Annotated in this window: 20 protein-coding genes, 3 rRNA genes and 1 pseudogene; 16 read left to right on the top strand and 8 right to left on the bottom strand. The window is 62.5% G+C overall.

Annotated elements, in window-relative coordinates; all coding sequences use genetic code 11:
- Positions 1–132: 132 nt before the first annotated feature.
- The 6 genes from JZY91_RS10545 (at position 133) to rrf (ending at position 8,343) form a co-directional block, all read left to right on the top strand.
- Entirely contained in the window at positions 133–507 is a 375-nt protein-coding gene (locus JZY91_RS10545; RefSeq protein WP_234947815.1) for a GntR family transcriptional regulator, read from the top strand.
- Positions 504–1,367, top strand: a complete 864-nt coding sequence (locus JZY91_RS10540; RefSeq protein WP_234947814.1) for an ATP-binding cassette domain-containing protein — start codon at positions 504–506, stop codon at positions 1,365–1,367. Before JZY91_RS10545 ends, JZY91_RS10540 begins: the two co-directional genes overlap by 4 nt.
- A 1-nt stretch (position 1,368) precedes the next feature.
- Positions 1,369–2,409: a hypothetical protein gene (locus JZY91_RS10535; RefSeq protein WP_234947813.1), complete on the top strand. Its 1,041-nt coding sequence runs from the start codon at positions 1,369–1,371 to the stop codon at positions 2,407–2,409.
- 604 nt (positions 2,410–3,013) lie between these two features.
- Positions 3,014–4,525: ribosomal RNA gene (locus JZY91_RS10530) — 16S ribosomal RNA — on the top strand.
- 455 nt (positions 4,526–4,980) lie between these two features.
- A 23S ribosomal RNA gene (locus tag JZY91_RS10525) occupies positions 4,981–8,062 on the top strand.
- A gap of 164 nt (positions 8,063–8,226) precedes the next feature.
- Positions 8,227–8,343: ribosomal RNA gene (gene rrf, locus JZY91_RS10520) — 5S ribosomal RNA — on the top strand.
- Together the 16S, 23S and 5S rRNA genes form the textbook arrangement of a ribosomal RNA operon.
- Positions 8,344–8,449: 106 nt before the next feature.
- Here rrf and JZY91_RS10515 read toward each other — a convergent pair.
- Entirely contained in the window at positions 8,450–9,226 is a 777-nt protein-coding gene (locus tag JZY91_RS10515) for a pseudouridine synthase (protein WP_370639222.1), read from the bottom strand.
- A gap of 211 nt (positions 9,227–9,437) precedes the next feature.
- Between JZY91_RS10515 and JZY91_RS10510 the strand changes: the two genes are divergently transcribed.
- The 4 genes from JZY91_RS10510 (at position 9,438) to JZY91_RS10495 (ending at position 11,756) form a co-directional block, all read left to right on the top strand.
- Positions 9,438–9,584: a hypothetical protein gene (locus JZY91_RS10510; RefSeq protein ID WP_234947812.1), complete on the top strand. Its 147-nt coding sequence runs from the start codon at positions 9,438–9,440 to the stop codon at positions 9,582–9,584.
- Positions 9,585–9,657: 73 nt separating this feature from the next.
- The gene (locus JZY91_RS10505; RefSeq protein WP_234947811.1) at positions 9,658–10,551 is read left to right on the top strand and encodes a universal stress protein; all 894 of its coding nucleotides are present in this window, start codon (positions 9,658–9,660) and stop codon (positions 10,549–10,551) included.
- Between the two features lie 103 nt (positions 10,552–10,654).
- Positions 10,655–10,924: a GlsB/YeaQ/YmgE family stress response membrane protein gene (locus tag JZY91_RS10500; protein ID WP_234947810.1), complete on the top strand. Its 270-nt coding sequence runs from the start codon at positions 10,655–10,657 to the stop codon at positions 10,922–10,924.
- 199 nt (positions 10,925–11,123) lie between these two features.
- Positions 11,124–11,756 (top strand): TetR/AcrR family transcriptional regulator, encoded by a 633-nt coding sequence (locus tag JZY91_RS10495; protein WP_234947809.1) that lies wholly within the window; start codon positions 11,124–11,126, stop codon positions 11,754–11,756.
- Positions 11,757–11,778: 22 nt separating this feature from the next.
- On the opposite strand, the gene yidC is transcribed toward JZY91_RS10495, so the two are convergent.
- Entirely contained in the window at positions 11,779–13,020 is a 1,242-nt protein-coding gene (gene yidC / locus JZY91_RS10490) for a membrane protein insertase YidC (protein WP_234947808.1), read from the bottom strand.
- A gap of 18 nt (positions 13,021–13,038) precedes the next feature.
- On the opposite strand from yidC, the pseudogene JZY91_RS10485 reads away from it, so the two are divergent.
- Together JZY91_RS10485 and JZY91_RS10480 are read left to right on the top strand one after the other, a co-directional pair.
- Positions 13,039–13,910, top strand: a pseudogene (locus JZY91_RS10485) (class E sortase).
- A gap of 1 nt (position 13,911) precedes the next feature.
- The gene (locus tag JZY91_RS10480; protein WP_234947807.1) at positions 13,912–14,064 is read left to right on the top strand and encodes a hypothetical protein; all 153 of its coding nucleotides are present in this window, start codon (positions 13,912–13,914) and stop codon (positions 14,062–14,064) included.
- A 47-nt stretch (positions 14,065–14,111) separates the two neighbouring features.
- Here JZY91_RS10480 and JZY91_RS10475 read toward each other — a convergent pair whose 3' ends face one another.
- On the bottom strand, positions 14,112–15,080 hold the full coding sequence (locus tag JZY91_RS10475) for a TIGR00730 family Rossman fold protein (protein ID WP_234947806.1): 969 nt from the start codon (positions 15,078–15,080) through the stop codon (positions 14,112–14,114).
- Complete coding sequence (locus JZY91_RS10470; protein ID WP_234947805.1) at positions 15,077–15,670, bottom strand: DUF2020 domain-containing protein; 594 nt, start codon at positions 15,668–15,670, stop codon at positions 15,077–15,079. The genes JZY91_RS10475 and JZY91_RS10470 overlap by 4 nt, the downstream gene beginning before the upstream one ends.
- On the opposite strand from JZY91_RS10470, the gene JZY91_RS10465 reads away from it, so the two are divergent.
- Positions 15,669–16,892 carry a sensor histidine kinase gene (locus tag JZY91_RS10465; protein WP_234947804.1) on the top strand — a complete coding sequence of 408 codons (1,224 nt, stop codon included), beginning with the start codon at positions 15,669–15,671 and terminating at the stop codon, positions 16,890–16,892. The two genes, JZY91_RS10470 and JZY91_RS10465, sit on opposite strands and share 2 nt — an antisense overlap.
- Positions 16,893–16,910: 18 nt before the next feature.
- Positions 16,911–17,549 carry a response regulator transcription factor gene (locus JZY91_RS10460; RefSeq protein ID WP_234947803.1) on the top strand — a complete coding sequence of 213 codons (639 nt, stop codon included), beginning with the start codon at positions 16,911–16,913 and terminating at the stop codon, positions 17,547–17,549.
- An 82-nt stretch (positions 17,550–17,631) separates the two neighbouring features.
- Here JZY91_RS10460 and JZY91_RS10455 read toward each other — a convergent pair whose 3' ends face one another.
- Positions 17,632–18,273 (bottom strand): DUF6474 family protein, encoded by a 642-nt coding sequence (locus tag JZY91_RS10455; RefSeq protein ID WP_234947802.1) that lies wholly within the window; start codon positions 18,271–18,273, stop codon positions 17,632–17,634.
- 100 nt (positions 18,274–18,373) lie between these two features.
- Here JZY91_RS10455 and JZY91_RS10450 point away from each other — a divergent pair, with 100 nt between their 5' ends.
- Complete coding sequence (locus JZY91_RS10450; protein WP_234947801.1) at positions 18,374–19,876, top strand: TM0106 family RecB-like putative nuclease; 1,503 nt, start codon at positions 18,374–18,376, stop codon at positions 19,874–19,876.
- A gap of 11 nt (positions 19,877–19,887) precedes the next feature.
- Here JZY91_RS10450 and JZY91_RS10445 read toward each other — a convergent pair whose 3' ends face one another.
- Positions 19,888–21,066, bottom strand: coding sequence for an MFS transporter (locus JZY91_RS10445; RefSeq protein WP_234947800.1), 1,179 nt, complete (start codon positions 21,064–21,066; stop codon positions 19,888–19,890).
- Between the two features lie 153 nt (positions 21,067–21,219).
- Positions 21,220–21,822, bottom strand: coding sequence for a superoxide dismutase (locus JZY91_RS10440; RefSeq protein ID WP_234947799.1), 603 nt, complete (start codon positions 21,820–21,822; stop codon positions 21,220–21,222).
- An 85-nt stretch (positions 21,823–21,907) separates the two neighbouring features.
- Here JZY91_RS10440 and msrA point away from each other — a divergent pair, with 85 nt between their 5' ends.
- On the top strand, positions 21,908–22,549 hold the full coding sequence (gene msrA / locus JZY91_RS10435) for a peptide-methionine (S)-S-oxide reductase MsrA (protein ID WP_234947798.1): 642 nt from the start codon (positions 21,908–21,910) through the stop codon (positions 22,547–22,549).
- 8 nt (positions 22,550–22,557) lie between these two features.
- On the opposite strand, the gene JZY91_RS10430 is transcribed toward msrA, so the two are convergent.
- Complete coding sequence (locus JZY91_RS10430) at positions 22,558–23,274, bottom strand: DUF1345 domain-containing protein (RefSeq protein WP_234947797.1); 717 nt, start codon at positions 23,272–23,274, stop codon at positions 22,558–22,560.
- Positions 23,275–23,282 lie beyond the last annotated feature (8 nt).

The raw sequence follows: 23,282 nt of genomic DNA, 5'->3' as shown, positions 1-23,282 counted from the left end.
GTTTCTTCGCCCCCGAGAGGGTCTAGATGGCACCAGTGTACGGAATTTCCCCCTTGCGCCGACACCCCAAATCTTGTTAGATAGTTAGTTACTGCAGTAACTAACCAATGGACTAACCGGGAGGAGGGAGCCGTGAATCCGGAGGCAGAGCCGCTCTTTGTCCAGATCGCAAGGTTGATAGAAGACCTGATTGTGGACGGCGCGCTGGAACCCGGCCAACAGGCCCCATCAACCAACCAACTCGCGGAGTTCCACGAGATCAACCCGGCTACCGCGCGAAAAGGCTTGAGCCTTCTGGTGGAGGCCGGGGTGCTGGAAAAGCGTCGCGGCCTGGGGATGTTTGTCACGGAGGGGGCGAGGGCGCGGATTCTTGGCAACCGTCGAGAAGCATTTGCCGGCACCTACATCGCCCCGCTCATCGACGAAGCGCTTCACCTGGGCTACACCCGCGAAGATTTGCACACCCTCATCGACCGCGTCGGAGAAAGCAGAGGCATGTACCAATGAACCAGATCATTTCCACCGGCGGCCTGCAGCGCAGCTTTGGCAAGAAGGCGGTGCTCGCGGGCGTTGACCTGGACCTCGCGCCGGGTGGCATCCACGGTTTGCTGGGGCGCAACGGCGTGGGTAAATCCACCCTGCTCAACATCCTCGCCGGCCAGCTCAAGCCCTCGGCCGGAGAGGTGCGCGTGTTCGGTGAGGCCCCGTTCGATAACGCCGCGACCATGGACCGCACCGCGCTGACCGGCGTGGATACCGCCTACCCCGGAAGCTGGACGTTGAGGAACATCCTCGCCGCCGCGGCGATGCGTTACCCGCGCTGGGACCAAGCTTTCGCGGACCAGCTGGCAGCGGATTTCACGTTGGACGGCGCGATGGGCACGAGGTATGGCTCGCTGTCGCGCGGCCAGCGCGCAATGGCGGCGATCATTATCGGCCTAGCGTCGGGCGCGGAGCTCACGCTGCTCGACGAGCCCTATGTTGGCCTGGACACCCACAACACCCAGGTGTTCTACCGCCACCTGCTGGGCTTAAACGATTCCGGCCGCACCGTGATCATGGCCACGCACCACATCGAGGACGCGGCGAAGATCCTGGACACCGCGCTCATCCTGGGGCGCGACGGCCGCATCGCCCGCCATATCGCAGCCGAGGATGCGGACAACTTCGCGGTCGCTTCCGGCTCCTTCCCGGAGTTCGAGGGGGCTCTTGCTTATCGACGTTCCCCTGCCGGCGCCCACGCCCTCATCCCCGCCGCTTTGGCAGAGGGGCCCAGCTCCACCCGCGACAACGCGCTTGGCGGCGCGGCACGTGTGCGCCCGGCCGGGCTCGACGATCTCATCGAGGCATACCTGGAGGTGTCCTAACATGACCCACCTCGAAGGCAACTTCTTCTGGCACCAATTCAAGGCCGGCCCGGCGTGGCGCTGGGCGCCGCTGATCATCTTCGGTGTCCTCTTCATGCTCGCTGGCCCAATGCTCAGCCCGTGGATATCCGCGGCATCGACGCTGGTTACGGTGCCCGTGATCTTTATGGCGCTGTTTCCGGAACCGGGGATCCTCCAGGCACTCGGCTTCAACAGGGCGCGTGCCTCGCGGGTGATCGCCTCCGCGGCAGTCCCGGCGGCCCTCATCCCCGCGGCGACGTGCCTTGCGTTCAACCCGAACTGGATCGGGCTAGTCGGCGCATTGATCGCCGCAGCGGTGGGCACAATCTGCTTCTTCGTCGCCATGCCCAACGACACGCCAGCCGAGGTGCAGACAGACGAAGGTAAGGGGCGCGCACGGCAATGGGATTCCACGTTCGCCCTGTTCTGGCGTCGCAACCTTGTATTGGCTGCGGTAGTGGGCCTGCTCACCGGCGCACTCTTGCCGCTGTCCAGCTTCATTAGCATCGGCTACCTCCGCGCGATGCTTGTCACCTTGCCCACCCTTGTCTTATGGGTTCGTGTTGCTAGTGGTGAAGAGCTGCGTGCCGGCACGTGGCAGAGCCTCGGCCTGACCCGGAAGCAGTGGCTGGCAACGGCAACGGGCAACGTTCTAGCCGTGAGCGCAATCTACGCCGTGACCGGGATCGCTGCCGCTGCGCTGGTCGGTCTCGCGGTGCCCACCAACGGTGACCCGATCGCCGCGATCCTCTTTGCCGCACTCATGGGCATCGCAGCGTGCATGCTTGCGATAGCGGGTTCCGCAAGCTGGGACGGCCTCATGTTTGTGGGACCCCTCGCATTCTGGATCCCGCTCCGCTACCCCATGGACATGCATGACCCGATGGCAGCCAGCGAGCTTGCCGTCATCGGCGGCATCCAGGGCGGTCTGGCGTTGCTCATCGCCGCAGTGCTGTTGTGGCGCTACGTCAGCGGCCGCGGCAACATCTCCCACAAGGACACCGCGCCCGGGCTTAGTTAGCTTTACGACGCTTCCTAAAACCGTCCATATGCTGGGGGTTTGTGTTGTTGTGGTGGGGTGTGTAACTTAGTTCGAGTCAGCGCGACCGACAACGCCCCGCCGAGACGACATGGTGATCATGGTCTGGTGTGTGAGCGGTTAGGAAAACTACCGCTGACGGAAATACGAAAGCTACTTACAGCGCTCTGATTTGGTTCGGATGTGTTGGGGTGTGCGTGTGTTGTTTGAGAACTCGATAGTGTGCCAATGCATTTTTGTTTGTGGGTTGGTTGTGTGCCTGTGACACATGTTGGCTGCATGGTTCCGTGTTTTGCGGGGTGTGTGGTTGGTGTGTGCTGGTGGCTGCGTTCTGAATCCTTTGATGGGGGCGTGGTTGATCGGTTGGGCCATGATTGGTTCACTGACGTTTTTTGCAAAGTTTTTGGTTGGCCCCAAGTTTTTCCTCGTCGGATGTGGGGCCAGCCGTGTTTGCAGTAATTTTAGGAAAACATTTTTTGTAAGCCAGTTCTGCACCGGTTGGTGTGGGGTGGTTTGTTTTGGTTGGGTATTGGGCTTTTCACGGCCTGTTTCTTGACGAAACTTGACACTCTATTTCGGAGTGTTTTTTGTGGAGAGTTTGATCCTGGCTCAGGATGAACGCTGGCGGCGTGCTTAACACATGCAAGTCGAACGGAAAGGCCCTTTCGGGGGTACTCGAGTGGCGAACGGGTGAGTAACACGTGGGTGATCTGCCCTGCACTTTGGGATAAGCCTGGGAAACTGGGTCTAATACCGGATAGGACCATCGTTTAGTGTCGGTGGTGGAAAGATTTTTTGGTGTGGGATGAGCTCGCGGCCTATCAGCTTGTTGGTGGGGTAATGGCCTACCAAGGCGTCGACGGGTAGCCGGCCTGAGAGGGTGTACGGCCACATTGGGACTGAGATACGGCCCAGACTCCTACGGGAGGCAGCAGTGGGGAATATTGCACAATGGGCGCAAGCCTGATGCAGCGACGCCGCGTGGGGGATGACGGCCTTCGGGTTGTAAACTCCTTTCGCCAAGGACGAATTTTGGACGGTACTTGGAGAAGAAGCACCGGCTAACTACGTGCCAGCAGCCGCGGTAATACGTAGGGTGCGAGCGTTGTCCGGAATTACTGGGCGTAAAGAGCTCGTAGGTGGTTTGTCGCGTCGTTTGTGGAATACCGCAGCTTAACTGTGGGGTTGCAGGCGATACGGGCATAACTTGAGTGCTGTAGGGGAGACTGGAATTCCTGGTGTAGCGGTGAAATGCGCAGATATCAGGAGGAACACCGATGGCGAAGGCAGGTCTCTGGGCAGTAACTGACGCTGAGGAGCGAAAGCATGGGGAGCGAACAGGATTAGATACCCTGGTAGTCCATGCCGTAAACGGTGGGCGCTAGGTGTGAGTCCCTTCCACGGGGTTCGTGCCGTAGCTAACGCATTAAGCGCCCCGCCTGGGGAGTACGGCCGCAAGGCTAAAACTCAAAGGAATTGACGGGGGCCCGCACAAGCGGCGGAGCATGTGGATTAATTCGATGCAACGCGAAGAACCTTACCTGGGCTTGACATACACCAGATCGGGCTAGAGATAGTCTTTCCCTTGTGGTTGGTGTACAGGTGGTGCATGGTTGTCGTCAGCTCGTGTCGTGAGATGTTGGGTTAAGTCCCGCAACGAGCGCAACCCTTGTCTTATGTTGCCAGCGGTTTGGTCGGGGACTCATGAGAGACTGCCGGGGTTAACTCGGAGGAAGGTGGGGATGACGTCAAATCATCATGCCCCTTATGTCCAGGGCTTCACACATGCTACAATGGTCGGTACAACGCGCAGCTTCCCTGTGAGGGGGTGCGAATCGCTGAAAGCCGGTCGTAGTTCGGATTGGGGTCTGCAACTCGACCCCATGAAGTCGGAGTCGCTAGTAATCGCAGATCAGCAACGCTGCGGTGAATACGTTCCCGGGCCTTGTACACACCGCCCGTCACGTCATGAAAGTTGGTAACACCCGAAGCCAGTGGCCCAAACGTTTGTGGGGAGCTGTCGAAGGTGGGATCGGCGATTGGGACGAAGTCGTAACAAGGTAGCCGTACCGGAAGGTGCGGCTGGATCACCTCCTTTCTAAGGAGCTTTATGTTTTTGTACCCGCAGTTGCGGGTGCCGCACAGTGTGTCGAACAGTGTTTGTTGAGCAGTGTTTGATGCCTGTGTGGTTGGTGGTTGAGTCGCCGTGTGTGCGGCTGCCGCCGTGTTTGTTTGAAAATTTCCAGGTGGACATGCACCGGCTGGGTTAGATGCCCGGCTCATGGGTGTGGTGCTGGGTGTGCAACCTTTTCCCCGCCGTTTGGTGGGGGTCCGCGAACAAAGTGTTGTGTGTGTTGGCATGCTGTTGGGTGTCTGGGGCAGCACAGTGTTGTGTTGTTTCTGTGGCCTGCATGGTTCGCGCTGCTTACGTTTGGTGGGTGGTGTGGTGTGTGGGTGTGGTGTGTGAGAACTGGAGAGTGGACGCGAGCATCTGACAACACTTTTTGGGTGTTGTTGTTTTTTCTGTTTTTTTTGTGTGTTTGTTCTTAGTGTGTTGTTTTTATGTAAGGGCGTACGGTGGATGCCTTGGCATGCTGAGCCGATGAAGGACGTGTGAGGCTGCGTTATGCCTCGGGGAGTTGCCAACTAAGCGTTGATCCGAGGATGTCCGAATGGGGAAACCCAGCACCAGTTGTGTGGTGTTACCTGCAGGTGAATGCATAGCCTGTGTGGGGGTTGACGCGGGGAAGTGAAACATCTCAGTACCCGTAGGAGAAGAAAACAATTTGTGATTCCGTGTGTAGTGGCGAGCGATAGCGGATGAGGCTAAACCATGTGCGTGTGATACCTGGCAGGGGTTGCGTGTGTGGGGTTGTGGGGTGCGGCTGTGTGCAGTCTGCCAACTGTGCCGACTTGTGTGCGTGTGTGAGCGGAAGTGCCTGGGATGGTGCACCGGAGTGGGTGATGAGTCCCGTACGCGTATATGCATGTGCTGGTTGTGTCGTATTTCCCCGAGTAGCAGCGGGCTCGTGGAATCTGCTGTGAATCTGCCGGGACCACCCGGTAAGCCTAAATACTCAGTGTGACCGATAGTGGATTAAGTACCGTGAGGGAATGGTGAAAAGTACCCCGGGAGGGGAGTGAAAGAGTTCCTGAAACCGTGCGCTTACAATCCGTCAGAGCACCTCAGTGTGTGATGGCGTGCCTTTTGAAGAATGAGCCTGCGAGTCAGCGGCATGTCGCGAGGTTAACCCGTGTGTGGGGTAGTCGTAGCGAAAGCGAATCCGAAATGGGTGTTTTTAGTGGCATGTCCTGGACCCGAAGCGGGGTGATCTACCCATGGCCAGTGTGAAGCAGCTGTAAGAGGTTGTGGAGGCGCGAACCCACTTAGGTTGAAAACTGAGGGGATGAGTTGTGGGTAGGGGTGAAAGGCCAATCAAACTCCGTGATAGCTGGTTCTCCCCGAAATGCATTTAGGTGCAGCGTTATGTGAGCTTGCCGGAGGTAGAGCTACTGGTTGGTTGAGCGGGACTATCATCTTAGCAATGTCAGCCAAACTCCGAATGCCGGTGTAAGTGGTGCATAGCAGTGAGACTGTGGGGGATAAGCTTCATAGTCGAGAGGGAAACAGCCCAGATCGCCGGTTAAGGCCCCTAAGGGTGTACTAAGTGGAAAAGGATGTGGGATCGCGAAGACAGCCAGGAGGTTGGCTTAGAAGCAGCCATCCTTGAAAGAGTGCGTAATAGCTCACTGGTCGAGTGGTTTTGCGCCGACAATGTAGTGGGGCTCAAGTACACCGCCGAAACCGCGGCAAGACATTGTCTTGGGTAGGGGAGCGTCGTGTGTGTGGGGTGAAGCCGTATCGTAAGGGGCGGTGGACTGCATGCGAGTGAGAATGCAGGCATGAGTAACGAGAGATACGTGAGAATCGTATCCGCCGAATGACTAAGGGTTCCTGGGTCAAGTTCGTCTTCCCAGGGTGAGTCGGGTCCTAAGGCGAGGCCGACAGGCGTAGTCGATGGTCAACGGGTTGATATTCCCGTACCCGTGTATGCGCGCCAAATGCTGAAGCGGTGATACTAACCACCCTGAACCACACGGCAAGACGTCTTTGACTTCTACTGTGTGGTGATGCGTGGGGCCTGATCTGTGGTAGGTAAGTGATGGGGTGACGCAGAGTGGTAGCCGCGCCAGTTATTGGATTCTGGTGCAAGCGTGTAGCACGACGCCTTGTTAAATGCGGGCGTCACTAGGTGTGAGGCGTGATGCGTAGCCCAATTGGGTGATGGTGGTGATCCTGTGCTGTCGAGAAAAGCCTCTAGCGATGTGCATGTACGGCCCGTACCCGAAACCGACACAGGTAGTCAGGTAGAGCATACTAAGGCGGTCGGGTGAACTGTGGTTAAGGAACTCGGCAAAATGCCCCCGTAACTTCGGGAGAAGGGGGACCACACCCGGTGATGCCATCTTGCGTGGTTGAGCTGGTGGTGGTCGCAGAGAAGAGAGGGGAGCGACTGTTTATCAAAAACACAGGTCCGTGCGAAGACGATTAAGTTGATGTATACGGACTGACGCCTGCCCGGTGCTGGAAGGTTAAGAGGACCTGTTAGGTAGTGATACCGAAGCGGAGAATTTAAGCCCCAGTAAACGGCGGTGGTAACTATAACCATCCTAAGGTAGCGAAATTCCTTGTCGGGTAAGTTCCGACCTGCACGAATGGCGTAACGACTCCCCTGCTGTCTCAACCACAGGCCCGGTGAAATTGCAGTACGAGTAAAGATGCTCGTTTCGCGCGGCAGGACGAAAAGACCCCGGGACCTTCACTATAGCTTGGTATTGGTGTTCGGTGCGGTTTGTGTAGGATAGGTGGGAGACGTTGATGCATCAACGCCAGTTGGTGTGGAGTCGTTGTTGAAATACCACTCTGACCGTAGTGGATACCTTAACCTTGGCCCATGATCTGGGTTGGGGACAGTGCCTGGTGGGTAGTTTAACTGGGGCGGTTGCCTCCCAAAATGTAACGGAGGCGCCCAAAGGTTCCCTCAGCCTGGTTGGCAATCAGGTGTTTAGAGTGTAAGTGCACAAGGGAGCTTGACTGCGAGACTTACAAGTCGAGCAGGGACGAAAGTCGGGACTAGTGATCCGGCACCTACTTGTGGATGTGGTGTCGCTCAACGGATAAAAGGTACCCCGGGGATAACAGGCTGATCTTCCCCAAGAGTCCATATCGACGGGATGGTTTGGCACCTCGATGTCGGCTCGTCGCATCCTGGGGCTGGAGTAGGTCCCAAGGGTTGGGCTGTTCGCCCATTAAAGCGGCACGCGAGCTGGGTTCAGAACGTCGTGAGACAGTTCGGTCTCTATCCGCCGCGCGCGTTGAAACTTGCAGAAGGCTGTCCCTAGTACGAGAGGACCGGGACGGACGTACCTCTGGTGTGCCAGTTGTTCCGCCAGGAGCATCGCTGGTTAGCTACGTACGGGAGGGATAACCGCTGAAAGCATCTAAGCGGGAAGCCTGTTTTAAGATGAGGTTTCTTTTGAGGTTCCCAGCAGACTACTGGGTTGATAGGCCGGAACTGGACACACAGCAATGTGCGGAGGCGACCGGTACTAATACACCAACAACAAACAACCACCACCAACCAACACCCACGGGTCACGGTTTGGTGTCCTGCAAACACACACCAACACAGGTGTGCACGCGTCCACTCACCAGTATCTGACACACCACACACCACCCGAGTGTGCGGGGCCAGACAACTCCACATCAACCAATGTTGCTAACCCCGAAATGAATGTGTCGGTGGTGATAGCGGCGGGGAAACGCCCGGACCCATTCCGAACCCGGAAGCTAAGCCCGCCCGCGCCGATGGTACTGCACCCGGGAGGGTGTGGGAGAGTAGGTTACCGCCGACCCAACAACTCAAAAACAAGAGCCCGGCTCTGAGCGAGAAACAACGCTCGGAGCCGGGCTTTAGTGTCTGCGGCACCCGATGCACATCGCGACACGTGAAGGTGCACTCTAGTACCGCGTTGCCGAACGAAACTTACGCTCAGCTCCGCTCAGTGGATCAATGAACGCAAGTTCGACAGACTTCAACCGCATAGGTACGGAGAAATCCTCGTCGCCGAACCCCCGCACGACGGGGTACACCGGATCACCCAAGATTGGGAAGCCCGCGTCGCACATATGCACACGCAGCTGATGCGTGCGGCCGGTCACTGGCTCAAGCAGATACGCGCCCAGCGGTACACCGACGCCATGCACCCGCTGGAACTCGGTTTCCCGCTCGGGTGCCAGGCGCTCCACTGAGCGCACAATCGTTTCCGCATTCGGCTCGGCGTTCTCGATCACCGTAGAGGCAATTTCGCCGTGCTGCTTGTCAATGTGGCTGCGCCATGTCGTCGGCACGCAGAGCTGCGCCCACTCAGCTACGGCGACGTACCGCTTATGCACTTCACGCGCGGCGAAGAGCTCCTGGTAAGCGCCGCGGATTTCCCGCCGCTTGGTCAGGAGCAGGAGCCCGGATGTCATCCGGTCCAGCCGGTGCGCCGGCGTGAGTTCCTCATTGCCGGTGGCTCGTCGAAGACGAACCGTCGCCGTCTCGGTGATATGCGCCGCCCGCGGCATTGTAGCCAGGAACGGGGGCTTGTCCACGACCATGATGTCCGCGTCCTCGTACACCACGTCGATTTCGTACGGCACCGGTGTTTCGGGCGCCGGCCTGCGGTAAAAGAAGACATCGGTACCGGGCTGGATGATGGAGGAGGGGGCGAGCGGAGTGCCGTCGATAAGCACAACTTGCCCCTGGGCAAACCGTTCCAGTACCGCCTGGGCGTTGTCCGGGGTGGCGGTGGCGCTGCTCCGCGATCACCCGCGCGATGAAGTCGAATGCGGTGCTCGGCTCCTCCCCGGGGAGGCGAACACGCGATGCCCCGAGGCCACCGCGGGGCGGCAGCGGGGTGCGAGGGTGCTTGGTACGGGCCATTGGTGTAGTAGATTATCCGCCATGGATCTTGGAGCTCTACTTGAGCCGGTTCTTGCGTTCTTCCGCGAGGGCATTGGCAAGACGTTCTTGGACGCACTGACCTTCATCTACAAGCTGCTGTACCCGGCGAACGCCGAGGCTGCGCACCCCATCGAAATTCCGAAGTAGCGCCCCGCGCTGGCGGCTCATCCCGGGGTAAACTGCAGGGTATAACCAGTTCTCTACCCTGAAGGGGCCAGACATGACTCGGGATTTTGACGTTGTAGTTGCCGTGGACGGCAGCCCTGCCTCCGACAATGCTGTGCGTTGGGCGGCCAACACCGCGATGAAGCGGGATGTGCCGCTGCGCCTTGCGTCCAGCTACACCATGCCGCAGTTCCTGTACGCGGAGGGCATGGTGCCCCCGCAGGAGCTTTTCGACGATTTGCAGCGCGAGACCATGCGCAAGATCGATGATGCCCGCGAGATTGCCCTGCAGGTCGCGCCCGACCTGCGGATTGGCCATGCCGTTGCGGAAGGCTCGCCGATTGACATGCTGCTGGAGATGTCGCGTGACGCGGGAATGATCGTCATGGGCTCGCGCGGTTTGGGCGGGCTGTCCGGCATGGTGCTCGGCTCTGTTTCCGGCGCGGTGGTCTCCCACGCAAACTGCCCGGTTGTGGTGGTGCGCGAGGACAACGCCGTCACCGAAGAGAACAAGTACGGCCCGGTTGTGGTTGGTATTGACGGTTCTGAGGTTTCCCGCCGCGCCGCTGAGGTGGCGTTTGAGGAGGCCCAGGCCCGCGGTGCAGAGCTTGTCGCCGTCCACACCTGGATCGACGCACAGCTGCAGGCCCCGGGTGCTGGCTACAGCGTCAGCGAGGACCGCTGGGCACAGGCGCAGGAGGAGAAGGGCCAGCTTCTCGACGATTACTTGGCCAACCTCGGCTCCTCCTACCCCGGCGTGGAGATCCGCAAGATCATCACCCGCGACCGGCCGGTGCGTGCGCTGACTGAGGCAGCTCAGGGTGCGCAGCTCTTGGTCACCGGGTCCCACGGTCGCGGCGGCTTCAAGGGCATGCTGCTCGGTTCTACCTCCCGCGCGCTGCTGCAGTCCGCGCCGTGCCCGATGATGGTGGTCCGCCCAGAATCTTAAAACGTTGGACAATCGTAATGATCGGGGTCACAAAAGTTCGGCATAATGGGCTGCGAATGAGCGGACTATTCCGTCAGACCATTATTTTGAAGGGACTTTCACAATGACTCCTACTCTTGGCTTCCTCGGCTGGATTGTTATCGGCGGCCTTGCTGGCTGGGTTGGCTCCATGATCCAGAACCGCGATGCGCAGATGGGCATCGGCCTGAACATTGTTGTCGGTATCATCGGCGGCCTGATCGGCGGCTGGGTGCTCTCCCTGTTCGGCGTAGATGTCGCCGGCGGCAACTGGATCTTTAGCTTCTTCACCTGCCTGCTGGGCGCGGTGATCCTGCTCTGGATCGTGAACATGCTCACCTCCCGCAGGCGCTAACCTGCCCCGCACGCGTCAACCCCAGTCCACACGGGCTGGGGTTTTCTCGTGCCATGGCGGTGCGTATCAACCCGGCCTGGGGGCGGATGCCGCCAGCGCCTGGCCAGCATCGCAGGAATAGAACTCCCGGTTAAAACGTGAGCCCCAAGACAGCGATGGGTATTATGAACGTACCGGTTTGTCTATCTAGGAGGGGTGTGTGACCACTTCGGATTCCAACAAGAAGAAGGCCAGCTCGCGCCGCCGCAATCGGCCGAACCCGCGGCAGCGCCTCCTTGATGCTGCGACCAAGCTTTTTAACGAAGAGGGCATCCGCGTCATCGGCATCGACCGGATCCTCCGCGAGGCAGACGTGGCCAAGGCCTCCCTGTATTCGCTGTTGGGTTCCAAAGACAACCTGGTAGTTGCCTACCTGGAGCGGATGGATGAGGAGTACCGCGAGCGCTGGACCGAGCGGGCAAACGCGGTGCACGACGTGGATAGCAAGATCCTCGCCTTCTTCGACATGGCTATTGAGGAGGAACCGGCGAAGAACTTCCGTGGCTCGCCGTTCTTCAACGCGGCGACCGAGTACCCGCGCCCCGAAACGGATTCGGAGCGGCGCATCGTGGAAACCAGCTTGAACCACCGCCGGTGGATGCACCGCACCATGACGGAGCTGCTGAGTGAGAAGAATGGCTACGATTCCGCGGATCAGGCCGATGAGATGCTGATCTTCTTGGACGGCGGCCTCGCCGGCGCGCGTTTCACCCAGACCGTCGAGCCGCTGGAAACCGCGCGCCAGTTGGCTAAGAGCACGCTCGGCGCCCCGCCGGCCGATTACTCCATCTAACTCCTCGATCGAGCTCCCCGAACTAGCTCGAAGCCGGCGGCTTCCACAACGTACTGCCGCCCGCGGACGCAGCTCCGGTTGCGGTGGCTGACGTCTTCCCCGCCCTCTCCGCAGGCTCTCCCTTCGCCTCCGCATCCTTCGCGGCTTTCTTGGCCTTGCGCTCGGCCGCCAGTTCCTCCGCCCGCTCCTTGTTCATCACCTTGCGGGCAGCGTTGCGCTCTTTATCCAGCGCCTTCTTCTCGGCTTTCTCCGCCGCACGCGCCGCCCGCCGCTCTTTGCGTTCCTCCTGCAGCTCGCGGCGCACACTGCTTAGCGACGACGGATTGGCCAGCGCGCTCATCCGCTTCCGTCGAGTAGCACGGGCAAGCTCCCGCTTCTCCCGCTTCTGCCGGTCAACCTCCCCCTTTGCCTCGCGCTGTGCTGTGCGGTGGAGATCGGTGGCGGGCAGTTTGCGCACGATCGTTGCCCAGAACGCCGCGTTCTGGGTGGTGGTGAAGAGGTTGTTGAACACCCAGTACATCAGCAGGGCGATGGGCACGCGGCCGGTGAGTCCAGCCAGCAGCAAACTGCCGGCGACGATCGGGATCACCCAGTACATGCCGTAGTAGATGCGACGTGCCAGCGGGCTGCCCCACTCCAACCAGGAACGGCTGCGCAGCTGGGCAATCAGCATGTTCATGGAGGTGAAGACGATCGCGATGATGATCAGCCGGATGGCAAGGTAGCCAACCTCGTCGAAGTTCGTGCCCAGGAATTCGAACTGCTCCTCCGTCATGGAGAGGTACGCGGGCAGCGGCACGCCCAAGAATGTGGTGCTGCGGAAGGATTCGATCTCCGCGTCCGTGAGCACGCCGATGCGGCGACCCTCTGCCGCATCTGGCACCGCCATCCACAGCAGCACACGGTAGAGGCCCAGGAACGTCGGGATCTGGATCATCGCCGGCACGCAGCTGGCCAGCGGGTTGTAGCCGTGGTCCTTTTGAATCTGCTTGCGCGCGTCCTCTTCAGCGCGCAGGTCCGCCGGGTCGGTGGAGGTGCCGTACTGCTTGGTCACCTCGTCCAAGTGCGGGCGCATGAGGAAGTTCAAGCGGGTGACCTTGAACGTCTGCCACGCGAAGGGGAGGATGATACCGCGCACGGTGAACACGAACAAGATGATGGAGGTCACCCAAGCGTGCTCTGCCGGCACAGAGAGCACGTCCGCGAGAATCCAGTGCCAGAACTTCATCACGGCTGACACCGGGTATACGAGCATCTCCAGCATGTGGGTTAATGTTAGGCCATGACTCCGGCACGCACGGCCCCGCTTGGCACTCCGCCGCAGGGGCCACAGGCCACACCGGCGGCAGCTGCGGCCGCACCCGGGCCGCGCCGGATTACCGTTGCCCAAGTAGTCGGTGAGGTGCTGCTGACCATCGGCGCGCTGCTGCTCCTTTTCGCGTTCTATGAATCCTTCTGGACCAACATCGCGTCGGGCAAGATGCAGGAAGAAGCGCAGCAGAAGCTTGAGGTGCAGTGGGATAACCAGTGGGTGAACCCGCGCGAGCAGCCGGCGCCGGCATTGGGTGACGCGTTTGCGAAAATGTACATCCCCACCTTTGGCTCGGACTACCAGTTCGCCATCATCGAGGGTGTGGATGAGCAGGATCTGCTTGCGGGCCCGGGCCGCTACCCGGATACCCAGATGCCGGGTGAGGCGGGCAACTTCGCTGTGGCCGGCCACCGCGTGGGCAAGGGCGCGCCGTTCAATGATTTAGGCGCGCTGAACACGTGCGACGCAATTGTGGTAGAAACGCGTTCCAGCTGGGTCACGTACCGCGTGCTGCCGATGTCGCTGGACCCGCAGGAACGTCTGAACTCCGTGGGTCCGTGCTTGCCGGAACGCATGCGCCAGGCCATTGTGCTGGGGGATTACGCCGGCATTGTGGGCAGGCACATCACCACCCCGAGCGACATCAATGTGGTCAACCCCATCCCCGGGCAACCCTCGATGGAGAGGTTGCGGAGGGCATGGAGCGGCTGATCACGCTCACCACCTGCCACCCGCAGTTCTCCAACGCGGAGCGCATGATCATCCACGCGGTGGCCACGGAAGTGCTGCCGAAGAGCCCGGGCGGCGGCGAAATGCCGAAAGCGATGACGGAGGTCAACTGAGATGTATGCGTATCTCTGGCGCAAGCTCCCCGGCCCACCGGCAGTGAAGTGGCTGCTCACCCTCATCATTTTGGTGGCGCTGTTCTTCCTGCTCATGGAGGTAGTGTTTCCCTGGATTTCCGCCATGATGCCGTACAACGACGTCGCGGTGTAGCGGAACCCCTGTAACGACGTCCCCGTGCAGCAGCGCCAGCTACGCCGCTACACCCAACGCGGAACCGGCGGCACCCAGGCGCACAGCTGATCCAGCAGCTCGTCCGGATCATCAGCAACCACCAAGTGGTCCCGGTCCGTGGCGCGGATGAAACCGTGCCCCACCATATGGTCCACCATCTGGACAAACGGGGCCCAAAACTCCGCACCCAGCAGCCCGATCGGTTTGGTGTGGATGCCTAGTTGCTGGCTCGTCCATTCGTCGAAAAGCTCGTCCAGCGTGCCGGTACCGCCGGGGACGGCGATGAATGCGTCGCACAGCTCACTCATCATCGCTTTGCGCTCCGCCATGGTGCCCACGAGCTCAAGCCTGTCCAGCTCGTCATATTTCAGCTCGTAGTTGGCCAAGTGCGTGGTTAGGACGCCGATGGTCGGGCCGCCGCCCTCGTGCGCGCCCCGCGCAACCTGGCCCATCAGCCCCAGCTTGGACCCGCCGTACACCAAGGTGATGCCCCGCCGCGCCAGCGCCGTGCCGAGGGCGTGGGCGAGCGCGCTCGTCGCCGGGTCGGTCCCCTCGCGCGCACCCGCGAAGACAGTCACGGCGTTCAGCTCGCGCGGGGCAAGGGCCGGGAAAATGCGGGTGGCCAAAAGCGGCGCGAGCTCGCGCCCTGCGGGATCGGTGGGATCGATCCAGGCCAGCTCCGCGATCTCCGCAGCTGGCGCGGGCGCGTCCGGCACCTCGGGGGACACGAACACTGCGGATGTGACCGTGTGACCCGGCTCATTCGACGCCTCCGCGCTGAAGCGGCCGAGGAAGCTCAACCGGTCACGGTCAAGCTCCACACCAACTTCCTCCCGCGTCTCCCGGATCGCGGTATCCACCATGGATTCGCCCGCCTCCGGCTTGCCGCCCGGCAGCTGGAAGCGCGGGCTCGATGCCTTGCGCACGCACAGCACCTCCCCGCGGGCGTTGCGCATGACGACGGCGGCGACAGCGATCTCTGGAATGGAAGTCACAGCCCCAGCGTAGCGATAACCTGCTCCGCGATGAGCTGCGCTTTCACGGACTCCTCCTGGTTGGTGAACACCGTCACCGCAGTTTTGCCCTTGGCCACGGAGTACGCGGCACCGATACGGCCGGGCACCGCACCGCCGCCGTGACGCCCGCCGTTCCAACCCTCCGGCTCATCCGCCGGGGCGGTGTGCGCGATCGGGGTGGCCCAGTCCACCACCGCCATCGCCTCGTTCGGCGTGGCCATCCGGCGCACGACCACCGTCACCTGCGGCTCATCCGTATAGGACCAGAACTGGCAGGCAGGCGGGTCGAATCGCCCGTCCACCCCCACGCCAGTCACGCGCTGCCCGTTGGTTTGCGCCACCCACTCGGTATCAAGGTAGGGGCACGTGTCCTGTGCGTTCCTATCCGTCGCGGGCAGCGCCTCTACGGGGAGGCCATCGCCGGGTGGGGGCGGTGCCAGGGAGCTGGTGGTTTGCCCCGCGTCGCGGTCAAGCACGGGCTCCGAACACCCCACCAACCCCGCGGTGAGCAGCACCGCGCACACAGCAGCGGCGGACCGTGCGGGGAGGGTGGGTAGTGTCAGACGCATGAGCTCCAGACTAGTGATGTTGGAGCGGGACCCCGCCGACATCCCCGACAACAAAGCGCTGGACACCGGCGTGACGGTGCTTGCCGTCTGCCTGGTGGTGGTCTCCCTCGGTGCGCTTGCCCGCATGCCGCTCAACGCCGCGCTGCTGCACATCGTGCTGGTCACGGCGTTTTCGTTCCTGCTGTTCTACGGCATGGTGGAAATGCCGCGCTGGGGTGCGTGGGGCCGCGGCATCTGGCTTTTCGCCATTTCCGCGGTCTGGGTGGCGGACATGGCCATCTCCCCGGTGGCCGTGTACTGGGTTTTTGTCCTCTTCTTTGTCTACCTGCGCGCGTTCAATGACTGGCGCGGGTTGCTGGCGGTCGCCGCAGGCCTGGCCACAGCAATCGCCATTCAAATCCCCGTCGGCCTCACGCTCGGCGGCGTGATGGGCCCCACGCTCTCCGCAGTTGTGGTGGTGGCCATCAATTACGCATTCACCACCATCGGCAGGGTGAGCAAGGAGCGGGAGGCGCTTATCGACGAACTCTTGGCAACCCGTGAGCAACTCGCCGAATCCGAACGCGAAGCCGGTGTGGCGCAGGAACGCGAGCGCCTGGCGCACGAGATCCACGACACGGTGGCGCAGAACCTCTCCTCCATCCAGATGCTGCTGCACGCCGCAGAGCGGGATCTGCAAGCCACGGGTCTCTCGGATGGGGAGATGGAGGCCCCGATGAAGCGCATGGAGGCGGCGCGCCGGGCGGCGTCCAATAACCTTGCGGAGACGAGGGCGATGATCGCGGCGTTGACACCGGCGGGTTTACGGGAAGCGTCGTTAAGCGAGGCCCTGGGCCGCATCGCGCAAGATTTCGCGGCGGCGGGGGACATGGCAATTGAGGTGGAGACGCACGGGGAGGTGGAGACGCTGCCCATGCGGACCGAAGCCGGGCTGCTGCGGATTGCGCAGGGCGCGGTGAGCAATGCCGTGCAGCACTCCGGTGCTTCTCGGGTGCGCGTCACCCTGAATTATGAGCCGGACAGTGTGCGGCTGGACGTGGTGGATAACGGCATCGGGTTCGACGTCGCCGCGCAGGAGGGCAAACCCAGCGGGCTGGGGCACCTGGGGTTGGACGCGATGCGCTCCCGCGCGGCGGAACTGGGCGGAGAGCTGACCATCGAGTCTGCGCCGGGCGGCCCGACCGCACTGAGCGTGGCGGTGCCACGGGAAGCAGCAGGGTAGCGGGCTACAGTGGGAAGCATGATTCGCGTGCTGTTGGCAGATGACCATGAGATTGTCCGGCTGGGCTTGCGCGCCGTGTTGGAACAGGCGGAGGACATCTTGGTGGTGGGGGAAGTAGCCACCGCCGAAGGCGCGATCGCCACAGCCCAGGCCGGCGGCATCGATGTGGTGCTGATGGATCTGCGTTTCGGCCCTGGCGTGGAGGGCACGCGGGTGATGACGGGCGCGCAGGCCACCGCGGAGATCAACGCCACAATGGAGAACCCGCCGAAGGTGCTGGTGGTGACGAATTACGACACGGACGCGGACATCTTGGGCGCTATCGAAGCCGGTGCGGTGGGTTACCTGCTCAAGGACGCGCCGCCGGAGGAGCTGGTTGCTGCTGTGCGTTCCACCGCGCGCGGGGATCAATCCATGTCCCCGATGGTGCGCGACCGGCTGGCCACGCGTGAGGCCACGCCGCGCTCTTCACTGACCCCGCGCGAGCTGGAGGTGCTGCAGCTTGTCGCGGCGGGCTCCTCGAATAGAGAGATTGGTCAGGAGCTCATGCTTTCGGAGGCTACGGTGAAAAGCCACCTCGTGCACATCTACGACAAGCTGGGTGTGCGTTCCCGCACTTCCGCCGTGGCGTCGGCGCGCGAGCTGGGGGTGTTGTAGCGCGGGCGCAGCGCAGGCTGCCCCCGCGGGGAGGCGACGCCGCGGCGGGGCCAGATGGGCGCTGCCACGGCCGCCCGGCCGCTTAGTGGTGCGGGTGCTGCTTCTCGTTGACCTCTGCCGCGAGGTCCGTCAGGTCCTGCTCAATGGAGTTGTGGGCCAGACGCTGCTGCTCCGGGCTGGCGTGCTCCGCGTTGCGCACGGCCTGGTCCAGGTTGTCCAGGCGCACTCGCGCATCGTTGCCAAAGCCGGTGGGCAGGGACTGATCATTCTCCACGTTGGTGCGCAGCGCCTCGATGCGAGCTTTCAGCTCTGCGCCGCGGCCGGAGTGGCGTGCCAGGTCCTGGGAAGTCAGGCCCATGGAGGCGGCACGGTTATCAATGCGGGACTGGCTGTAGGAAGTCCAGGCCTTGTACGCCAGCGGCAGCAGCACCGGAACCAGCACGCGCGCGCCGCCCACAAAGTTCTTGGCCTTCTTCTTGGTCAGGCCGGATTCCTCGATGCGCTTGAGGTGCGCCTTCGCCAGATCCTTCTCGTGCTTGCGCTTGCGCTTCAGCGCCTTCTGCTCTTCCTTGATCAGGCGCTTTTCTGCCTTGTCCAGCAGCTGGGCAGTGCGGAGGTCCACCTTCGCCTCCTCCTTGGCCAGCTTGCGGGCGCGGGCCTCAGCGGCCTTAATCTCTGCCTTGGTCTTCGCGCGGGCCTTGCGGATGGACTCGAAAATTCCCATGGGGTGTGCTCCCTACCGGTTCATGCTGCGTACGTTTAAGCTTGCCCACCAACTCTACCTGCGGTGCTTACTCTTTAGCACCGGTACCATCGCAGGCATTGTGACAAGCAACAGTCTTCCCATCGCGGTGCGCGCCTCAGATCTGGTCGGCTGCCGGTACAAGCTGCGCCAGCGCGCCGTGCACCCTGAGGTGCCGCCGCTGCCGGAGGCGCTGGCACGCCAGCCGCAGGTGGATGCTGCGCGCCAAATCGTCTTTACGCAGCTGCCGGTGAAGCGGGCGGTCGGGGATGGGCGCCGCAAAGCCTTCGTGCGCATGGACCTGGATCCTGCTGCGGCGACGGTGGAGGACACGCGCGCGGCCATACGGCGCGGGGCCCACCTGATCACCAACGCCCCGCTGGTGGGCGACGTCGCCGGCGTCGCCGCAGAGGTGCGGGTGGATGTGCTTGTGCGCGCCAGTGACGGGTACGTCCCGGTGATGATTTCCAACCACCGCGTAGCCCGCCCGGACCCGGACGCGGAGCTGGAGATGGTGGCCACAAACCGGATCGGGCTGTCCACACCGCTCACGGTGCGGGCGAAGGCGCGGCACCACACGGAGGACGGGTACCGGCTGGCGCTCGCGGAGTTGCTGCTTCGCCAAATTGACGCGGCCACGGGGCGCGGCGGCTTGATCGGCCAAGACCGCACGCGCGCCTACTTGGGCGATGTGACGCGCTACATCCAGCCCTTGTTGGACGCGCTCGCGCTGCCGGTGCCAGCGGAGCCGAAGCGGCTGAAGAAATGCGCCACCTGCAGGTTCTGGGAACTGTGCCGGCCGCGGTTGGAGCAGATGGACGATATTTCGCTGGTGTTCCCCGGCGGCACCGGCGATGCGTGGCGCGAGCGCGGCTACCCCACGGTGCAGTCTCTCATAGACGCGGATTTGGGCGAGCCGTCCGCGCTCGCACGCGCGTGGCGCGAGGGTGTCCCGGTGCTGCGGCGGCCGGGCGCTGCGGCGCTGGCAAGCGCGGTGCCGCGGGCGGACGTGGAGATAGACGTGGATATGGAGGCCTACCTGGATCAGGGCGCGTACCTGTGGGGTGCGTACGACGGGGAGCGCTACCAGGCGTTTGTGACCTGGGCCGAGGTTGGTGGCGCGGCCGAGGAGGCGAACTTCACCGCGTTTTGGACCTGGCTCATGGAAACCCGCGCCCAGGCGCACACGGAGGGCAAGACTTTCCGCGCCTACTGCTTCGCCGCCGGCGGAGAGAACTATTGGCTGAAGACCTCGGCGAAGCGTTTCGGCACCGTGCCGGTGGCGGAGGTGCAGGCGTTCATTGCTTCGGACGAATGGGTGGACGTATTTGCCCTGGCCAAGCGCCAGCTTGTGGGCACCGACGGACTCGGGCTCAAGGTGCTCGGCCCGGCCGTGGGTTTTACCTGGCGCGACGAGGAGATTGACGGCGACGGCTCTATTGCCCTGCGTCGCCTCGCCCGCGAAGGCGACCGCACTGCCCGCGCCGCGCTCCTGCGCTACAACGAGGATGACTGCCGCGCCACCCGCGCCGTGCGCGACTTCCTCGCCGCGGGCTCCCCGGGCATCCCGGAGCTTGATGCTTAACGACGGCCGATTTACCGGCGCTTCTCTGCCAGCGCCAACGCTGCCGCAATCACGCTGAGCAACGCCAGCAAGCCGGCCAGCACGCCGACAAAGCCACCCCAGGACAGCGCCTCGAACGCCCGGCCGGTCGCAGCGCCGAGGATGGAAGATCCCATGTAGTAGGAGAACACGTAGAGGCTGGATGCCTCCGCGCGGTCACGCTCAGCGATCTGGCCCACCCACCCGGACGCGGTGGAGTGCATGGCGAAGAAGCTGGCAGTGAAGATCAACAGGCCAGCAAGGGTAAGCCACAGGTTGGCGCTGGCGCCGATGAGCGCGCCCACCAGCATGAGCACAGCGCCGGCGAGCACCACGCGGCCCCGGCCGAAGCGGCGGACAAACGTGCCCGCCCGCGCGCTCGACCACGTGCCGGACAGGTACATCACAAATGCCAGGCCAGCCAGCGACGGCGGGAGCCCGAAGTCATTCACCGCCCGGAAGCCGAAGAAGTTGTACATGGACACGAACACGCCCATGCCCAAGAACGCGGTCAGCGCAAGCCCTACCAGCCGCGGGTTCTTCAGGTGCCCCACCACGGCGCGGAACTCCGCAGCCGGGCGGATCGATGCCTTCGGGTGGAAATTGCGCTGCTCCGGCAGCAGCAGCATCGTGGCCACGGCAAGCGCGAAGCTGACTATCGTGCCCGCGGCGAGCGCCCACCGCCACGTGGAAATCTCCAGCATGAACGCCGGAATGAGGCGGCCCATCAGCCCGCCGATTGTGTTGCCCGCGATGTAGAGGCCCATCGCGCCGGGCAGGTCCCTGTCGTCCAGCTCCTCACTCAACCACGTCATGGCCACGGCGGGGGTGCCTGCAATCAACGCGCCTTGGAGCGTGCGCAGCGCCGTCATCTGCTCGATGGTTTGGGTGAGCGGGAGCAACAAGCCCACCGCAGTTGCGGCGACCGCGGAGACTTTGAGCACCGGGCCGCGTCCGTACTTCTCCGACAGGATCGATGCCGGCACCACGCAAAACGCCAAGGCACCCGTAGCCGCGGAGACAGTGAACGCGGCCTGCGACGGCGTAATCCCCATCTCCACCGTGAGCACGGGCAGCAGCGCTTGGGTGGCGTAGAGGGAAGAGAAGATGGCAAGACCAGCGAAAAGCATGCCGATTGTCGCTCTGCGATACTCCGGCGTGCCCTTCCTCATGCGTCCTATGGTGGCCCGCGGGCTCCGCAGGCGCAAGGAGTTCGGGTGGGGAGGGGGCCAAGCCCTCGGCGCGACCCGAAACGACCAAAAACGTAGTCTCCGGCAGAGCCCTGCCCGAAACTACGTTTTTGGGGTGCGCCTAAACGCGCAGGCTTATGCGGAAGCCTTGGAGAAGCGCTCGTTCACATCGTCCCAGTTCACAACATTCCACCAAGCGTCAACGTAGTCAGCCTTGACGTTCTTGTACTGGAGGTAGAAGGCGTGCTCCCACATGTCCAGCATGAGGACCGGGGTGAAGTCCACGGAGATGTTGCCCTGCTGGTCAGTCATCTGCTGGATGATCAGGCGGCCAGCAATGTGGTCGTAGCCAGCAACAGCCCAGCCGGAGCCCTGCAGGCCGTTAGCAACAGCGGAGAACTGCTTCTTGAAGCCCTCGAAAGAACCGAAGTCGCGGTCAATAGCCTCGGCGATTGCGCCGGTCGGTGCGCCGCCAGCGTTCGGTGCCATGTTCTTCCAGAAGATGGAGTGGTTGGTGTGGCCACCCAGGTTGAACGCCAGGTTCTTGGACAGTGCGCGGATCTTGTCTGCGTCTGCCTCGCCGTTGCGCTCAGCCTCCAGCGCCTCAAGGGCAGCGTTTGCGCCCTTCACGTAGTTGGCGTGGTGCTTGGTGTGGTGCAGCTCCATAATCTCGGCGGAGATGTGCGGCTCAAGTGCGTCGTTTGCGTAGGGGAGTTCGGGAAGCTCGTAAACAGCCATGGTTAAATCCTTTCGTCGAAAAGCGGTCGAGCCCCATGGTAGACAAATTTGGAACACGGGGGCTTGGAGGACCGTTAAAGGATGTATGGGATTCCTCTTTGCACCTGCACCGAAACTGGTTCCGGCCGAGGCTGCGCTGCCCGGCCGCGAGACGCCGATCCTGCCCAACCCGCGCCCGCACGCCGTGCTGGGCACACCGATCACCGGCCCGTGGCTGCCGGAGCAGCGCCGCGTGCTGGTTGGCATCGGTTGCTTCTGGGGCGCGGAGAAAATGTACTGGGAGATGGATGGGGTGGAATCCACCTCCGTGGGCTACGGCGGCGGCGTAACCCCCAACCCCACGTACCGCGAGGTGTGCAGCGGGCAAACCAACCACGTGGAGCTGGTGGAAGTGGTGTACAACCCCGAGAAGCTGGAGCTGAAGGAAATCGTGCGCGCCGCGCTGGAGGCGCACGACCCCACGCAGGGCTACCGCCAGGGCAACGACGTGGGCACCCAGTACCGCTCCGCCTTCTACACGGACACCGAGGAAGAGGCTGCGCAGATCCGCGGGTGGATCGAGGAGTATGGCCGCTCGCTTGCCGACGCCGGGTTTGGCGCCATCACGACCGAAGTCGCCGCCGGAGCGGACTACTACCTGGCTGAGGATGAGCACCAGCAGTATTTGCACAAGGTGCCGAACGGGTACTGCCCGCACCACTCCACGGGCGTGGCCTGCGGGATTTAGCGGCCCCGCTACTCCAGCAGCCCGGTGGTGATCATGGCGACCACGATCGCGATCACCAGCGTGTTGAACACAAACGCCACCACCGCGTTGGAGCGAACCATGTTCCAGCCCTTTCGGGTGGTCGGTTCCGCGGGGCTCATCGAGCCCATGATGGAGGTGAATGCGGCGAGGCTGAGATAGTCGTTGAACGCCACGTCATCGGTGTATTGGAAGCGGAAATGGCGCACGCCCTCCTCCGCCAGGTCCAACTCCATGTAGTCGCTGGCGTACATCATCACCATGTATTCCCAGGACACGGCCGCAGTCCACACGCCTAGGAGCAGCCACAGCGGGCTTTCCCGGGTGAGGTCGAAGCGGGTGAGCATGATGGCCAAGATCATGGACACGCCTCCCGCGGTGACGGACAGGCCAGCCGCGCCCTTGAAGCCGCTCCAGCGCACCCAGCGCTTCTTGGAATCCTTGACTTCGGCCTTGGCGTGCTCCCGCAATTCTGCCAGGCTGCGGCCGCGCATCACGCGCGCTGTCCAGGCGGTGAAGATGGTGACAAATGCGGACCAGAAGACCAGGTAAAAGACGGTAAGGAAGGGCAGCAGAGAGTCCGCATTGAAGAACGGGATCAGGTCCCGCCGCACCGCGATAACGGTGAACGCAATCGTGACAGCCCACGCCCCGAAGAGGGACAGGTTGTAGCGGGTGATTTGGCTGGGGATCTTCTTCGCTGCCACGCATGCGC

The sequence above is a fragment of the Corynebacterium sp. CNCTC7651 genome (assembly GCF_021496665.1).
Lineage (GTDB): Bacteria > Actinomycetota > Actinomycetes > Mycobacteriales > Mycobacteriaceae > Corynebacterium.
The sequence above is the reverse complement of the archived record's forward strand: the minus strand, read 5'-3'. Positions and strand labels throughout refer to the sequence as shown.

Coding starts and splice junctions, on each gene's coding strand:
- JZY91_RS10455 (WP_234947802.1), bottom strand. CDS start 18,273: ATGGGAATTTTCGAGTCCATCCGCAAGGCCCGCGCGAAGACCAAGGCA.
- JZY91_RS10445 (WP_234947800.1), bottom strand. CDS start 21,066: ATGAGGAAGGGCACGCCGGAGTATCGCAGAGCGACAATCGGCATGCTT.
- msrA (WP_234947798.1), top strand. CDS start 21,908: ATGGGATTCCTCTTTGCACCTGCACCGAAACTGGTTCCGGCCGAGGCT.
- JZY91_RS10440 (WP_234947799.1), bottom strand. CDS start 21,822: ATGGCTGTTTACGAGCTTCCCGAACTCCCCTACGCAAACGACGCACTT.
- JZY91_RS10540 (WP_234947814.1), top strand. CDS start 504: ATGAACCAGATCATTTCCACCGGCGGCCTGCAGCGCAGCTTTGGCAAG.
- JZY91_RS10480 (WP_234947807.1), top strand. CDS start 13,912: ATGTATGCGTATCTCTGGCGCAAGCTCCCCGGCCCACCGGCAGTGAAG.
- JZY91_RS10535 (WP_234947813.1), top strand. CDS start 1,369: ATGACCCACCTCGAAGGCAACTTCTTCTGGCACCAATTCAAGGCCGGC.
- JZY91_RS10465 (WP_234947804.1), top strand. CDS start 15,669: ATGAGCTCCAGACTAGTGATGTTGGAGCGGGACCCCGCCGACATCCCC.
- JZY91_RS10500 (WP_234947810.1), top strand. CDS start 10,655: ATGACTCCTACTCTTGGCTTCCTCGGCTGGATTGTTATCGGCGGCCTT.
- JZY91_RS10460 (WP_234947803.1), top strand. CDS start 16,911: ATGATTCGCGTGCTGTTGGCAGATGACCATGAGATTGTCCGGCTGGGC.
- JZY91_RS10510 (WP_234947812.1), top strand. CDS start 9,438: ATGGATCTTGGAGCTCTACTTGAGCCGGTTCTTGCGTTCTTCCGCGAG.
- JZY91_RS10470 (WP_234947805.1), bottom strand. CDS start 15,670: ATGCGTCTGACACTACCCACCCTCCCCGCACGGTCCGCCGCTGCTGTG.
- JZY91_RS10505 (WP_234947811.1), top strand. CDS start 9,658: ATGACTCGGGATTTTGACGTTGTAGTTGCCGTGGACGGCAGCCCTGCC.
- yidC (WP_234947808.1), bottom strand. CDS start 13,020: ATGCTGGAGATGCTCGTATACCCGGTGTCAGCCGTGATGAAGTTCTGG.